Raw genomic sequence first — 18,066 nt, 5'->3', positions numbered from 1 at the left:
ACACGTTATTCCTGCACCCTAATCACAGACCTATTATTCCTAAATTTATTGCGTTCAGGTCACGATTCGTTTCATTTGACTATATATATCTCACATTGGTCTACAATTTAAATAAAGAGCAATAAAAGAGCAATAAAAGGGTAATGGAGCTTAAGTCAAAATATACAAACTTTGAAATGATGAGCACAATATGACTAAGTACGTTGGTGAAGTGGCCACATTATTTTCCAATTTTGAGATTAATCAATTAGAAACTTTTGTAAAAAGACTTGGCATCAGTGATATTAAAATTTTATATGCAGAAGTTCTCCCTCGGATAATCAATTTAGAACAACGCAAACAAATTAAACAAGTGCTTGTAGAACAAGAAAAGGACATTCTTTCACAAGGAAAACAACAAGCTCACACAACCGAGCTTTCAAAAAACCATACAGTTATCGAAAGCTTACACAAAATTTATGAAGAACTGACCAAAGAGGCACTTCTTGCTTTAAAAAATAATAAGACACGAAAATTAGTTCTTGCGCGAGCAACTGACGATGAATTATTTCTTTTGGAACAAAAAATAAAAAATCTTAATGATGAGCAATTTACCATTATTCAACATGACATTGATGAAATTAACAACTTACGAGTACTTAATCCCCAAAAGCCTGCTGAGTGGTTAAAACAACATAAAAATCTCCAATGGCATGCCGGCATCTGGAAAAAAATTATTAAGAATACGAATGAAGCCAATAGGGAAATTAATAACCTTCCTGTTTATAAACCAATTGAATCAACTCCCGTAGCCAAGAATAGAATATTATCGCGCATGGCTGACGGCTTTAAAACCGGAACGAATTCAGTAGCGGGGATTGTCAGTGCTTTTGTTAAATGGGCGGTTTTATCACCTTTTAAAGGGTATGGTACATCGTTTAAAGCAGTTTGGAATACGATAACCCCACAACGTAAAAATCTGGGACTGGGTTTATGGATTGCAATTAATGCTATGACTTTTACATTAAGCCTTCCTTTGGCAGCTGTAGGTTCCATTATTACTATTCCTGCTGAGTATTTAAAACCGCTCACTAAAACCATTGGGAAAGGTTTAAATTATTTATATGGGAAAATGTACCCCACTGATACCTCCTATAACCTGGAAATTACTGAACAAGAAGCTAGTCGAATAAAAGTTATGACTCAAAGTGGAGCTGATGAAATTTCCCAAAAAACTGCATTAACCATTGTTGGAGAACAGGCAGCTAGAACGCCAGAACAGGTTAGAGATGCTATAATGACCCGTTTTGGAATGGTTCTTTCCTCACAAGTTGTCTCGGGAACTGAGACGGAGGAGCTTAGCACCATAGATTCTGTTATAGGTTCTTTAGTGTCATTAGATGATACAGACCGTGAAATGCACAGAATAATTCGGGCAGTTGAGTCTGTAACACCGGGCGGAGCCTCACCTTTCAAATTACAAGGTGGTGAACATGTTTTTAGTGTTGGCGGACAGCCTGAAACGGTAACAGCGTTTGAAAGAGATCTTATAAGTAAACTCGTGGATTCACCGCATGTCTTTGAGTCTTACGGCTTGAAATTCACTAAAGAGGAACTCGATAGCATCACCAGCTATCATCAAAATCAAAAACGTTCCGAACCTTTAATTAATCTAATGAATCATGTTTGCAGTGAGTGGGGGGGGTATGAAAAAATACCTGGCCAGAATGATTATCGACAATTAGGTCCGGAGGCATTTGCAAGAGGCCAAAAGAGATTTCAGGAAAAATTATACTTAGCGGGTAAATCGTTGCAGAAAGCGGCATTAAACCTTAAAGAAGGAGAAGCATTATACATTGAAACAGGATTAGAAGGTCATGCCATGCAACTTGTTATAAAACGACAAGGCGGTCAGTTTAAACTATCAACATATGATTCGTCTGGTGCATTAGAAAATACGGCTAATAGCCAGTCACTTTTGGGTTTACTAAAATTGTCACGCATCGGTTACAGTGGAATGAGGAAAAATGCTCTTTCATTTAATGTATCCGAAGATCGTCTTAATTCTGAGGATGGATTGGCCTATTTAACTGAGTTGATCCATTCAAACAGCTTCGCTGGTTGGGCAAAAACCCATATAGAAGGACATGTAAGACATACCTCAATGGAAGAGCGAAACCAAATGGGACACTCCCTGGTTGGCAGTATCAGAAGAGCTTTTGCTTTAAATGATCAAGCTTATGTTTATCAGCGCTATATTGAAAAGTTTAGCTCACTTGCACCTGATGACGCACCACCTCAATTTGAGGAGTTATTACAGCGACCGCAAAATACCGGTAATTGCTACGCTAAAAAATCACAATCCAATGAGTTATATGAATTAGGAAAGCACACCTATAAAAAAGTTCGTCTGGCGATGTTGCTTGAGCAACGAAATGCTCTGCTTGCTGATATTTGCGGTGATAAAAAAGGTGAGCGGGCATTCGTGGATGCAGAATATATTCCCATGCTTAAAGAACTGGACTCCGAATATCTTTCTCCTGGAGAATTGCATGAAGCTTCAATGCGTTTAACTGAAATAAAAGAACCACCTTCCAGTGAGTATTATCAAAACTACTTTAACTCATTGTTAGATCTTAAAGAAAAATTGGAAATACGACCACAAAATAGAAACAGAGATCTTACAATAAGGCGTATTGAGCAAAAAATTGCAAGTCATGCTAAAGAATTTTATTTGTATTTAAAAAATGCGGGAAGGGATCCGGAAATTGAAGAATATTTTGTCCCACGGGTCTATCAAGACCCCTCTTTTTCCTGGGATGGGCATGTAATGCCTTTCAAAACGGATGATGAGGGAAATATACATCCAAAAGGTTTAGATAAGCTATCAGAGCACGCAGCTGCATTAGCATGGAAAGCAAGCCTGCAAATGTTAAATCATCAGATTCAAAAATTAAGTGTTAATGAGCGACATATACATTCTTCTGACCAACGCCTGGAACATACTAGTTATTGGCGTGTTTCAGGAAAAGTCACATTAAAGGATTTGGAACAGGCGAACCTAGTATCATTTGTGACAGGTTTTGCCAGAAAAGAAGATATTAAGATTGAAATAAATATAGATGGTACGCGCAAAGAAATTGATAAAGCTACCTTTTTTCGTTTAGTGGTTGCTAATAAAGAAGCCTTAACGAATTCCAAAGTGATGGGATTACTTGATGCATTACGTAATTCAAAACCTGAAATCGAAAAAAGATACATTAAAGAAGTCTATTCTGCTCAACGACAAGCCTTCGTGGAAAAGTTAACTTCTAATATAGAACAAGCAACATCAGCAATAAATTCAACTATCAGACGCTTGGAGCAGGGGCAGGAAAAAGTAAACGTTTTAATGTCAGCGTGTCAGGTAAATATTGATAATCTCAATGATGAAATTTCTCGGGAACAAACATTAATCGGTATTGGAAATAAATCTGTAAAAATTTTAAATCTTGAGGCAAGACTTCGGCTATTAACCCAAGAAATGGAAGAGTTTAATGCTTTGAAGATATCCGTCGCTAATAAGCTGCTTAACCTACGTGGAACTAATGCTGAAAAAGCAAAAGCCGAATCAATCCTGGAAAGGTTAAATACTAATGATAGCGAGTTAAGTACGATGAATGCTGTTTCACGGGCTTTTAAGGAGGCAATGAATGAACTTAACGATGTTCACCAACAACTTAAATCCCGGGTTAGGGAATTTGAAGTAGACGAAGTAGAGCAACAATCCAACCACCGACTGAAAGAACTAAAAGCGTTCCGGGAAAAAATTATCAGTAACTATCTGGAAACCAATCCTGAGTATCGGCTTCTGGATGATCTTGCCATGGGGAGGATGGGAATTGAGAAAGAAAGAAATCCAGACTTATACTCTCAGACTCCTGAAAACAGGGAAGAATTCTATAAACAGGGGAAAAGAGCTTTCGTAAAAGGTTCGGTACTCCAGCAGATTCAGATGTTAAATCAAAAACTGAAAGAGCGTATTACTGGAGGAATTGAGCTTAGACTCCTTCTTGGAAGTGAAAGTTATAGCCCCAGTTCGTTAGATACAATGGGTAGTGGCAATAGCATTTATGCAAACTTAGAGGAGCAAACAAAATCTATTATTCAGACACCGATTTCCCCTGATATAAAAACCGAGTGGATGAAAGAAATGTTTGTTATATGGCTGCGTCATGAAGATAAAGAAAAGCTATATAGCCTGCAAAAAAAATCTACCGATGAAGTGGCAATCAGAGAACATTTTTATCACTTCCTTCATCAAAAAGCCAATATTAAACTGGCTGCGTTGAAAGAAACCGGTTTTCCTTTGGAACTCTCAATTCAAGATTTGGGTTGGAAAACGATTACTGAAGTTGAGATGATTAAGCATCGGGAAGTTCAGCATGCAGGTGCAATTAAGATCGCCCAACAATTTAAAGCCGTGTTTAACAAATCCGAATCAGTCAATGTACGAGTGCAGATTGTGCCTCCCGTACGACTCAGCGCTATGGACTTAATAGCAAGCCATGATACCACTGCAACTGTTCGAGAGTTTAATTCACCTGATAACGTGGTGTTTATTCCTTTATACTCAGATACTGTCATTGATGGTAGTACTCTGGATTTTTTGCGGGAAAATCCAACACCTACCCCACCACAGGTGTTAACTGAGACAAATTGTAATGAGTATTATCGTGCAATAAATTCTTATCTGAACAAATTAAAGGCACATCAAGGATTAGAAAATAAAGACCAACGTATCACGGAATTTTGTCATTATGCTATCAATACCTTTGTCTTGCCATTTCCACCAAGTACCGATCTGGTAAATAACTTTTCGACCTCTTTGTTAGCGCGCTATAAGGACGACAATGGAAGCTTTGATCCGTTATTTATGAAGCTGGAAAACACACAACGCGGTCAAATTTTAACAAATTTAATCCGATTGAATTTAACTCAAATACCTCATGTTGTCGGGGGAAAAACTCCGGTTGATTCGAAATTCTATTCAATTATCAAGCATTGGGAACGATTAATTATTCCCAAAGACAGCATGTTATCTGAAAAAATTGCGTCCCTGGAGCCTGGAGGTTCGATACCAATTGCAAGTTCACTGGTTGAAGCTGTCGACGCAGCAATTCAATACTCACCTATTTGCCTTGAGGGAATTATTGAAGGTCAAACAGGGCAACAAATAGCACTAACAGATTATGGGAAACAAAAACAAGAAGATCATGACGAAAAATTCACTGGCTTACGTAAATTAGCAGATCGGCTCGGCATGCGTAATGGTGTTAAACTTTTAGCACATCAGTTTATGCAGTTCTATGATGAAAAAATGCTGCTCTCGTCCGATGGGCTTAATAGCACAGCAGGCCGTGAGCTCTTTTTGAGGGCTTTTATTGATGCATTTGCCAATAGTTCAGACTCTGAAAAAGAAGAGCTCTTATCTTATGTTGAATTAATTCGATTTGATTCTGAGCAGGCAAAAACGTGCAAGCTCATGGTTTCGCACGAAGCGTTCCTGGAGGAGGCTATATATCGAGCTTCAATTTTGGATTCAAAAGCATTTAAAGACACCAAAGAAGCTTTGTTTAATAAGTCAAGGGAGCTGATAACAGAATACACTGAACCAATCCAGAGAGACGGACTTAAGAGACTTTTTGGTTTTGCCAAAGAAATTAACTTTGTTGCATTACAAATTCAAAACGCTCGTGTTAATGGGGCATCACAATATGAAATTGATTCATTGTACGCAAAACTGATTTGTGCCAATTTGGCCTATCAACTGATGTACGATCAAACTCCCGAAGATACTTTAATAGGCATTGGCAAAAATTTTGAAATCACCCGTGAGATGGCTCTAGTTCAAGCTAACATTAATAAAGAACAAAATCACATGATTCAATTTTCCCAGGATTTAATAGATCCTGATAAAGCAGATGTCTTTAAAACGGAATTTAAAGCTTTTGCAGAGGCCAAAAAATTCAATGATATGATGGTTGGTTTGCAGGGAAGACCTTCACCATCTCCCGTGCCTGGTTTCATCTCATTGGGCGGTATTAATAGCCTGGATACCTTGAATGGGGCAATTTATATTGGCGCAAATAAAATGGGATATATGCCAGCGCATATACAATCCAACATCGCTTTAGAACTATTATCTATTCATCGACTACCATTTAAGCCTAAAGACGGTGGTTATATTTATACAGAAGGTAAAAAAATAAAAGCATCAATCACTCCGCAACACGATGGAAGTCTGGTTATTCAGCGCGAATTAAATTCTATAGAGGGTAGTGATACTACCTTACAGTATATTCCACCGGAAAAAATAGAGGGAATGTTGCCTATTTCACTCAGAAGAAGAGTACATGCTGATCATTTTTTTATTGACAAGGAAGGGGCTATCCATGCATTTAGTTCGGATTTCACACCCGTCTTAAAATTAAGTAAAAATAATACTGTTTGGAGCGGTTTATTATTAGACCAAAACAAGATGCTTACTTCCGTCGTTTTAAACAATGAACTGGATATTATTAAAGAGCTTGCAACAATTTTTCCCACGGAAGAGCTGATTGCAGTTGATGACAATACTGTATATGTACCGTCAATTTCTAAATATGTTACTAAAGATCCAGACTCAGCACATTATTTTATCGCAGATTCACACGCTGATCTCTCAACACGAAAGCATTTGGAGATAACTAAAGAAGGAAATGCTATTTTACGAAAGGTACTTATCCCGGCAGAAATCGAAGAAATTGATCAATTGGAGAAAAAAATTGGTGCATTGAAATCAGATTTGACTGCCATTACTCAATCGAGTCTGGTCAACCTGCAATCTAAACGTAAAATTGATGATTCCATCAAAGCTTATGAAGAACGTATTCGTGAAATAAAAGATCTTGAAATTTTTATATTTGTAGCTGATTCACAGAAAATTCAAAACCTTGAAGAAAGCTATACCCGATCACGAAATGAAATGCTTGAAGCTTATGCAGCATTTAAAGATGGTGGTAAAGACAGAGAGCAACTAGCCTCTAAGTATGACGAGAGCAAAGCCGTATTTTTTAAAATTCAAAGTGAACTTAAAAAAGCTTATGCGACGACCGATTATTTACGTGTATATCAGGACAAAGGGGGGGCTTTAAGAGCAAAAGATTTCCAAAGCATTTTGTATATTGGGGCAGTAAAGGGAAAAATCACTCTTTTGACACAAATGTTAAGTGCCAATATTCTTGCCGCGCCATTAAACAAGAACGAGCTGGAGATTCTACACAATCTACAGAATCAATATGCTAATGCGTCTAATAAAGAAGAACGCCTGGCACGACTTGCACTAGCCGGTATTGAGGTACAGCACAACCTATTGGAACGAACTTCTGCTGCTACAGGCAAGTCATCTCAATGGGATAGAGCAGTTTACATGAATGCTATTAATGGATTTAAAGAAGCGATATCAGAAGTACAAAAAGCTGAAGAATCAATACCTATTCATCAATTTTCAGAACTATGGCGGGCTATAGAATCAGAATTTATCAACGATAATGACATTATTAATATCTTTTCCAAACCTGTAAAAGAATGGTCAACCAGTACCAAACAACCCCTAAGTCTCAATACGAAAACCCATAATATGCCTATTGAAACTTTGGCAGCTCAGTCTCTTGTGCAATTTCGAGTTTATGAAAATCCACTTTCTCTTATTGATAAAGAACAAATGGAGCTTGCAACCAGGCTAAGGAAACTGGAAGGCTTTGAAGATTCCATTCAAGCACAGGAAGATGGTTTTTACTATGAAAATTATGGTCTCTTTAATAACAAAGTATTAGAAAATTTATTTAATGTCACTGACAAACATCATGGTGTAGAGGGTCTAACCAAAATCAACATTGTCGATCTACTTAATCTAATGAAAGAAAAGAAATGGATAAAAGATGTTGCCAATATGGAGGGAAAATATCAGATTAATAAGCATCCGAGTGAATTCTTTTCTCATCCTGACGTAAGTGCTTTTCTAGCTGAAAAAGGTTTTGGCAGAAGTGCAATAAAAACAATCTCCGATCGATTAGAGACTTTTTTTTATCAGACCGCAGTAAATGGAGGAACATATACGTTTACAACCGGCAATAAAGAGGAGTTAGTTGTCCTAATAAATAATGAACAAAAAAAATACAACCTTGAGTATCTTGAAGCTAAAGATAAAATTGAGTCACTTTTAGCTCAGTCTCCAGTAGAAATCACTATGGCGGATTTGAATGCAGCGTATTTGCTAAATGACTATAGAGATATTCTTAGTAATTTTCCCACAGAAAGGCAGGATAAAATACAAATTGCTTTAAATAATGCGATGACACGAATGCTTTATTACAAAACAGAGTTGGACCACTTAAATGATGTACAAAGTACCTTTGAAATGGGACAAGAAAATAAAGCCATTTCCATGCTACATATTAAAAGAAACTATTCTCTGGATAAGCTTCTTTTGTCTGAGTCCAGGCTAAATACAAAATCGACACCTGAAGACATGGTACAAGAAGAACAAGATCAAAAGATGCAACGGGCATTTTTATTATTTGAATCTGAATTTACACACCGTTGTAATATACGTCAGGTGAATGTGTTTCGCGGCTTATTGTTAGATGACGAAACCAATCCGGATAAAATTGATTCTGCACAGGCAAGAATGGGCTTTGGAAAAACAACCCTTTTGCCTTTGGTGGCGCTGTACAAAACTGGAGGCGATAAATTAGTTCGTTTTATTGTTCCAAAGTCCGCTCTGGAGACCAATACGACTGACATGTCTAATACCTTAACTAATGTACTGGGTAAAAGAGCTGTAAAGGATGATTTTCAACGTTATAGTATTGCATCCGATCCCAAGCCTGACATGCTATCAAATAGTATCCGTCTTCACTCTTTGCAAAATGTAAAAGAAGATTTAAAAAAACGTTTAGCTTTGTATCAGAAAATTATTGTCAACAGAGAGGTTTTGGTTCAGGCTCCCAACGTTAGGAACTCTATGGAGTGTCAAGCTAAAATCTTTTTAGACATGTTACTGAGAACCCCTGAAAAACCAACGGAAACTGAACTATTACAAAATTCAGAGTTAATGGAATGCATTTCTTTATTAAATAAAATTCGCTCAATAACAACACTATCTGTTTTTGATGAGTTAGATGCCACGCAAGATAGTGCAACAACCGATGTTAATTATACCTCGGGCAATAAATTACCTTTCGATTCCAAAGAAATTTATCCCTTGGAAGTCATTACTCAAACTATTCTCGCTACAGAGGATAAATTTCCCACTCATTTAGCAAATCTATTATTAGATAAATTTGATATTCAAGGTGAAGAAAGGGGCGCTGTTTATAAATACGTCCTGTCTTTGGAAGAACAAGAACCCAGCTTTGTAACTCCGGCAAATAATATACCCATATATTTAATGCGAGCTATCTTGACTGATCCAAAAGGTATGCTCACACTGTTCACTGAGAAAGAGGCTGGAAAAGACTTTGGAGTCTGGTTTCAAAACGGTACCGATGGCAAGAAAAAATATGATTTTGAAGCGCTCAGAACGGATGCTGAAGGGCAAGCGAAAAATCCATTATTAATTACTGTTCCTTATTCATCTGCGAACCAGCCAAAACCTCAAGGTTCAAGATTTGACAATCCGGAAGTAACTGCAATTACAACTTTTCTTTATTATCTCGATCCTAATACGGAAATTTCTGCAGTTCCGCATTTTGAGTTTTTAATAGAATCATTTAGAAATGGTTCAGGAGAAAAACCCTATCTTGATCCTACAGGCCAACAAGTTGATCCAGAGTTTGCTGAGGCTTTAGATATTATAAAAAAAATTGCTGAAATACCGGAAATTGTTTCGCGAAATGAAAAAAGAGATGCCTGTTTTGCAGAGATAGATCGTATACCTGCGTTTAGAAGGATGTTAGCGCGTACTGTTATACAAGAACAAATTAAATTTGATGCTGGAAAAGCGAACAGTAATCGTTATGAACAAGGAACAGCTCATGACACGGTGATTGGATTTTCTGGAACAGCGGGGGATACATCATCTTATTTTAAAGAGAATATGCTAGATCCAGCAGCCGATGGGAATATGACTTTAGGGATTATGGCTCGTGCAGAAAATCAGAGTACTCATATTCTTAAATCAGTAAATTTATCAGAGGCAGATGAACATTATACAACGGCAATAATTGCGCGACTTGCAGCAACTTTCGATGATAGTACCAGAGCTTTAATCGATGTCGGAGGGCTGTGTAAAATATCCAACCGCGAAGTAGCTAAAGAAATTGCGCTGCAATTGAAAAAAAGCACCAATTCAAAACTCAATAGCCTTGAAGGCGTCATTTTTTATGATGATGTCAGTAATATGAAAAAGGTTTTGATGTTGGATGTGCATGGCAAAGAAATGATAAAGGATTTAACGCTTGATCTGGTTGCGAAATCCGACCGGGAAGGTACATTTTTTACATTCTATGATCAAAGTCATTCTCGAGGAGCGGATATCAAGCAAATGAATGGTGCCAAAGCGATCCTTACTGCAAGCCTGACTCTGGATAACAATGATTATAAACAAGCTATTATGAGAATGAGAAAAATTATTGATAGAAATCTACAACAGTCCTTTTCTGTTGCAGTACCTGATACCGTCAAGGATAAAATATTTGAGGATTTAAAGCTTCCTGAAACTCATACATTAACAGGTAATGATATTGGCTTTTGGCTGAGACACAAAGAATTAAAAAGTGATTTAAATAAAGTTTCGATATTATCTACTGAGTTGGATGCTTTAGTTAAAAACGCAATCCTCCAACAACAGGCAGCGATAACGAATTTAATGTCACACTCGAACTTTAATCCTGAGCAAATTAATATCTTTAAAGAGTGTATTCGTGAATTAAATGATTTATCTAAATTCATTTCTAGTAGCTCGTCTGATCTACAGGCTAAATATGGTGGAGTCTATGGAACGATAAAGAAGGACGTGTTTATAGAGGACTTGCATAAGAGGTTTAAGACTAGAATGGCAGATGTGTTTACCTCTGTAAATAAAGCCAGAACAGGATTGGCTCTCGATCATGTATCAGATAAAGTTAAAGAGCCTTATTTTGATATGGAACGAAAAATAATTGAAAGACGCGCAGCACAAATTCCTCCTGAATTCACTATACCACGTGAAGGAAACATGTTGTCTGAAGAGCAATCCGAAACAGAAAATCAATCACATAGCCAATCAGAAAGCCAAAGTCAAAGCCAAAGTCAAACTCAGACCCATGCATTTTCTGATGTAAAGAATGAAGAAGTAGTTGTAGAGATCAGAATTAAAAAACCCAATATTACTGTAAAACTGCCAACTCTCGATTTCCTAAGGGATGAACAGATTGCTAATCTTTTATTGGCGAGTCAAGCTCCCCATATGACGCATTTATTTAAAAATGATGATCCTATTAAATGTAGTCCTGGTTATCATGAGACTGGTACGAGTCTGATTCCTCCCATTCGCTATTTTCTGGCCAGAGAGTCAGGAAATCCCAAGATCATCATAGTGACTCAATCTGAAGCAGATGCTTTTATGAATGCCGCTGTAGACGGTTGGAGTTTATATGATGTTCGTCATGGCAACCAACAGGGTTTATTACCTCTGACAGGTTCCAATGTTGATTCATTAAAAGGAATACTTTTAAATAAATTGCATTTTGCCTCCTATCGGTATCACGTTAAAGGAAACACTGTTGACGAACTAGCTGTCTCTCTTGAGGGAATATGCACAAAAAAACAATTGGAACCTCTATTGACAGTGCACTATTCCAATACAAAAAATTGCTCCAATGAAAATCCTGTATTTGATTTTTCTGTTTTTGGCTTTGATGGTATTGATCAACATACGGTCCAAATTGGTATAAAACCGACAAACGAAACCATCATCGATGATAAAGGCATTACACATTTTAAAAAAGGTATTACCATATCAGCTCAGATAGCTGACACGCCTATTCTAACGGAACAGACAATTGCCCCTGAGTCAGAAAAAGGAAATCCAGAATCAGGAACTACAGATATTTTTATTTCATCTCAATTAAATGATCGTATATTAATGAAGAATCGTCCCAAGTTATCAGTAATTGAACAAGAAATTAGAGCATCTTATGAACAAGCCATGGTAAAAAGGTTGGAGATACGTAAAGAAATTGCAGAGGTTAAGGCTGCTAAAGCTGCATTGAGGCAAGAATATGAAGGTGACATCGAATATGGGCCAGATAAAGATTCCCAGGGATATCCAATTGCAGTAAAAGGGAAAATAAAAGACTTGGAAATGAGAATAGATAAACTTGTCCAAGAAGCAAAAGAAAAAATGGCAGCTCAATTTCCCGAATCCGCTAAAAATGAACTCAACCAAAGGAAAAAACATCAAGAGACCCTGGATCTTCAACTCCGATCTTTTTGCGCTGGCTTCGGACAATATGAAGAAGAAGGAGGTCTTAGAGTAGATGGCGTAATGCATGAGAATTTGGGCGATGCTTGTATTTATTTGATGCAGCAATTATATGCACAACATACAGTTAACAGGTTGAATCCTTCCCAAATTAGTGAACAACTGGACGAATATATTGACCAGGTTTTTGACGCTGTTGTGGAACGATATGAAGAGCATATTACCCCCAATGGTAAAGGCACATTAATGGACTCCCTTTACAAGTTAGCACGAGTTTCTAACACTCAGGAAAGTTATAAAGATATTAACGTAGAGGGGATGAGTTTAAGTGGTTTTTTGGGTTCCCACTTATATGATTTAGATATCTTTGATAATTTTTCCGATTTTAATGAACCAGAGCGATGCGCGAAAAAATGGGCACCTTTTATTGAAGGCATCCAACGTGAAATCATTCGCGCCAGGCGGGTTGAAAATTTAACACAAGAGGAATTTTACGAAGCAATGATGCTTCGGGTAAAGCATACAGTCGTTCAAATTAATAATGATGAAGAAATTGCTGAACTTAGAATTCCTAATATAAGGGAATGTGTTACAACGGTTATGCAAAGATTATCCATCTCAGTGAACTCAGAAGAAGATGAGGAAGAAAATAAAGCGGCCTTAAAAAGAAATTTGAGAAATGTAGTTACAGAAAGATTACTTAATGCCACAGCTAATCCATCCTCACAAGATAGAAGGGAGAGAAATTTCTTTGTAATTCTTAATGGCATTATGAAGAATAAACTGGGTAAGCCTGATTATGATTTACCCTCAGAACTACTGAATTATGATAAAGCACCAGTTAAAGCCGAGGATATTAGACCAGCAATTATTAAAGCACTTGAAAGTCAGCATATGGTAGTTCCCACTAAAGAAATTGAAAAAATGACGCAAGATGCGGTTATTTTTTTGAATGGTCGTAAGGCTGCTGAAAAAATACTCAATAATTACAAGGCCAAATCATCACGTTCCAGAGAAGTTTATGTTGAAGGTTCAGATCGAGAGCGAACAAAGGGTGCTATTTTGAATGAGGATTTTAAAATAATAAGAGACCTTGATAGAAAAGTATTACCATTACAAATGCAGTTAATAAAAGCAAGGGAACAATATAAAGCTGATATGAAGAAAAAGGAAGAAGAGCATGTTGGGATTCGTGATAGAGCAAGACAAAATGATGAAGAGGTTAATAAATTAAGTGAAGAAGTGTCCGCGTTTAATAAATTAATAAGTGGAATTAAAAAATTATTGAGAATTTTTGAAAATAATCATATTAAGGTAGCTGAAACCAATCCTTTAGAGTTTATTGATGCTCATTTTGATGTCCCTGCTATCATTGAGAGAGCTGTTATTGCTGACGCTGTTCTAACATTCACACCTCCTGAATATTTGGAAGTTAAAAAAGATATGAACGCACAGGCTGAGCAATTGCACGGACTCGATGCAGGGCGAGAAGAATACTGCGGTTCTTCTTTTGATAGAAGTGTACATTCTGTAGTTATACCCGAAGCGACAATAGTTCGCCAAAGGGAATGTGTCATCAACCTATTGGAATATCAACATGAATCGGAGCTTCAATTAATAACTCCAATACAGGATGAATGCCCATTAGTAGAGCAGGGTGCAGATGTAAATGAGCCGGGACTGGAGGGAGAATTGAAACGAGACCCTGCCATCGAAACAGAGCAAGATGCTGGCAACCCTCATTTTACAGGTAAATTTAATGCTATAGAAACAGATAGTCAAAGACAAATGAAAGAAAAAATCATTAGTTGGCGTGAAGAGCATGTAGAAACCAATACGCCCTCCACTAAAATTTAAATTTTTTGGGACAGTCAAGTCACTATCGGGTGTAACTTAATCTGATTTCAATAAGATAGAAAGCATTTGAGTCACTTCTAAAAAGTATTCGTTGAACGTTCAGATGAGTCCTTGTTCGGGGATTGTATATACATCCGAGCTGCATCCTGCTGCTGGAACATCACTGCGTTCTTTACTTGATTTAAATATACTGTGTCCCGGTAAAAAATAAGAACTTCTTCTTTTGTGAAAACTCCCGTCTATAGGTGCTTTGCTCTTTGCTGGTTCTTTTGTATCTCCCAATTCCAGCAAGGGCATTGATGGCTCTATCGATTTTTTCAATTCCTCCAGTTTAGCCAAGAGTGATTCTGGGCTTTTCATTCCCGTTAATTGTTCTGGCTTGTAATACAACTGATTGATTCTAACTAGCTCGGGAATAGCTATCGTTAATTTACTTAAAATGCTGAGTAACAAGAGTAATTCTTTATGCGGTACAGTTTGTTTTTTTGATTGCTTTTTTTCATATTCTTTTTTGAACGTTTTAATTATTGAAGTGATAGAATCCATTAAAAAAACAGGTAGATGTTTAGGTTTGATTGTTTTTTTAGGGGTGATAACGGATGGAATAATATCATTTAATAAATAGTTGCTGATTAAAATGTTTAAATTTGATTTGAAGTGTTCAGTAGTATGTTCCCACTGGATGGCATCACTTTTTCTGGGTTTTCGTCTTAAAGAAGCTCTATGAACACTGTCCTCATCAAGGCAATTATACGCTTTTAAAAATACAGGAAAATCAGTATGGAAATGGGTTCTTTCAAAATTGATTAATAATTTAATTTCCAAAACATTCTTTAATATTTCACCACATGCTTCAGCGCGTACTATTTTTTCTGAATTATCATTGCCGTCATGCGCAAATGTCATATCTCTACGCAATAAACCTAAAAAGGGGAGCGTTGTTCTAAATTGTAGGTACAGATTGCGCATCACCTGATAATTTTTATCTCTGGAGGTTATGGTATCGATCTCCAGGCGATAAGCATTATCTTCTGCAGATAAGTCTGTATCAAAATTGACGATACGAGAGATATTCACATTGTTAAAGATACTGCTAATTACCATTAAATGATTAATATCTGGATAAAGTTCATCATTTAGAGGGCATAAAGCCTGGGCAATTTCAATGAGTAGTTGCAGCGCGTTAATTATATTTTTTTTTGGTTGAGATAATATTTTTACAATGAAGTAATTACTTAGCTTGTTAAAGTTTTCGGTAAATTCAACAATATGCGGTGCCAGGGTACTTTTACCTGTTTTGGCACAATTGTTGTCACAAGCATGCCCTTCTTCTTCACTGTTAGGGCATGCATCCATTTTTTCCCAGTTTTTATTATGAAATTCTGAAATCGATACCTGTTGATAAAAATAAATAGTGAGCATTCTAAGTTCATGGGCTATGATTCGTACTTCTTCAGTTCTTTTAGCTCTGCTTTTTGTAAGAGCCTGATCAACTATCCTATCAAATGATGTATGCCGTTTGACTAAATCAGGCAGATTTATGCTTTGATTTAAAATGTAATAATTACGTAACAATGGAAGTTTGACATATCCGGAACATAAGTCGTGGACTTTTATCAAGTGCCGATTGATGTCTTTTCCAAGTGTCCCTAATCCCATTTCCTCATCAACATTTAATTGGGTTAATAACAGTATCTCTATTGTACTATTTGCTTTTGGCTTCACAGAGTCAATTGCGTTGTAATATAGCAGTTGTAACACCACGAAATTTGCTACTATCTTCTGGTCTTTATCAAAAAAGGGATATAACGACCTCAAATTGATTAATAGTTCAAATAGAGACCATGAACTCAAGATTCCCAAAGCCCTATGGGTTATAACTGAAAAATTAAATTTCCTTTTGGATTCATGCGATATTTGGCACGAAGTGAGCTGCCATAAGGTTTCTTTAATCTCATTTTCTTTTTTACCTGAATTAAATATTGGTGGATCCCTTGGCTTGGAATAGGCAATCGAAATATGAGAAGAAAGTATGTTAAGAAAATTGTATATTAATTTAGAGGTTTTACTTTGAATTCGAGAATACAGTTCATCAACACGAGTATAAAAACTACTGATAAAATCATCGATTATTTCCTTGTTTTCAGGTATTTGAAATAGCGGTTCACGAGATAAATCAAAGTCATCAGCCAATAAACTCTTCTCGCACAACTCATTGAATTCATTGTATAACGATACAGCGATTACAGAGCGTTTATTGGTTTGATATGCTTTAACCAGATTTTTTAAGAATTGCAGAACCATTTTATTCCCAATAACCTGCCTTTCAGCTGTATCAGCTTCCTGCTCTAAACTCAAATCTGATGAAGCTGGTTCTGAGGCATCTGAATTCGGATACCTGAATGAGGGGTGCAAGGATTCAAGGCTGCTCAATGTTGATAAAGAGGTATCGGAAGTACGTCTGGTTGAAAGTAACGGACACGATTTACGTAAGCTTTCCACGCTTGTCGGGCTTCCTTTTCTATGGCTTGAAACCTGTGTTCGATATCTTAGATCCAGAGTGCTTACTGTACTTAGATCAATTGCCAATAAGGCCAATCTTAAATCACTATTGAGTTCAGCCAGTTCCAGAGCAGTTTTGCCATCATTGTTCTTTACTGATCTATCGCATTTGTTGTCTACCAGCTTTTTAACAGCCCAAAGATTTTGCGTTAAAATCGCTTCATGCAAAGGCGTGTTGCCGGAGGTATTTTGTGTATCCATTTTATTGGGAAAATATTTGAATAAAACATCCATTGTTGCACTTGTATTCTCATCACCTAGCGCTGCGTGGTGGAAGAGAGTCCATCCATTTCCGTCAGGGGCAGAAGCAATTTCATGCCAGGATTTATCCTGGAGTATTTTCCAGGTAGTATCTTCTAATAGTGCTTCGAGAACCAGATGTTTATTTTTAATGACTAAAAGATGAAAGACAGTTCTATCCAATATATAGCGTGAATCAATTAAATCAGGTTGGGTTATAAACCATTTTATCAATTTTCTTGTAATTTCCATGTCATCTGTATCAGAACTAATTAACGCCTGTATTCTTGCTTGATTCATCGTGTTTTTCCTTAGTAAAATCCTGATTAAACTTCATCTATTAAGGGTTATATAGATTGGATATACCCCTTTAATTGAGGTTGGAATTTTAAAATCCTGGCTTATCTTTTATTAATTTTCTTCCTAACTTATGATAAAAAATAAAGCGGCATGGTATCACAATGATCACTTGAATTGAATCCTGGCATATTTTTTATATGCACTAATTGGTCAAATTAACCTCATATCGAACGAAAGGAGATATCACCTGAAACCAGCATAATTCCTGTTTTTGGAGTTCCTTCAGCACGTTCGTGATCTGAGTAATCCCCTCATAATATTTAAATCGGAAAATGAATTTATTTAAGCCATAATGGTCACATAAATACCCGTCATTGCGAGCAACGCGAAGCAATCTAGAAAGGAGCCTGATTGGAACTGTGTTCTGGATTGCTTCACTTTGTTCGCAATGACGAACGTTTATTCTTAATGGCCATATAAATACCCGTCATTGCGAGCAACGCGAAGCAATCTAGAAGGGAGCCTGATTGGAACTGTGTTCTGGATTGCTTCACTTTGTTCGCAATGACGAACGTTTATTCTTAATGGCCATATAAATACCCGTCATTGCGAGCAATGCGAAGCAATCTAGAAGGGGGCCT

General features: G+C 36.9%; 2 protein-coding genes. One reads left to right on the top strand and one right to left on the bottom strand.

All coding sequences use genetic code 11. From position 1 onward, the window contains the following. The first annotated feature begins 190 nt into the window (after window positions 1-190). On the top strand, window positions 191-14,323 hold the full coding sequence (locus Lqua_RS07870) for a hypothetical protein (protein WP_058473711.1): 14,133 nt from the start codon (window positions 191-193) through the stop codon (window positions 14,321-14,323). Between the two features lie 99 nt (window positions 14,324-14,422). Here the strand turns inward: Lqua_RS07870 and Lqua_RS07865 are convergent, their stop codons facing one another. Beyond that, window positions 14,423-17,425, bottom strand: a complete 3,003-nt coding sequence (locus Lqua_RS07865) for a RasGEF domain-containing protein (protein WP_058473710.1) — start codon at window positions 17,423-17,425, stop codon at window positions 14,423-14,425. Window positions 17,426-18,066 lie beyond the last annotated feature (641 nt).

Origin of the sequence: Legionella quateirensis (assembly GCF_001467955.1) — a bacterium.
Classification (GTDB): Bacteria; Pseudomonadota; Gammaproteobacteria; order Legionellales; family Legionellaceae; genus Legionella; species Legionella quateirensis.
This window is presented reverse-complemented; position numbering and strand designations above follow the sequence as displayed.

Excerpts from the sequence above, each read along its gene's own strand:
- Lqua_RS07870 (WP_058473711.1), top strand. The coding sequence starts at position 191 with ATGACTAAGTACGTTGGTGAAGTGGCCACATTATTTTCCAATTTTGAG.
- Lqua_RS07865 (WP_058473710.1), bottom strand. The coding sequence starts at position 17,425 with ATGAATCAAGCAAGAATACAGGCGTTAATTAGTTCTGATACAGATGAC.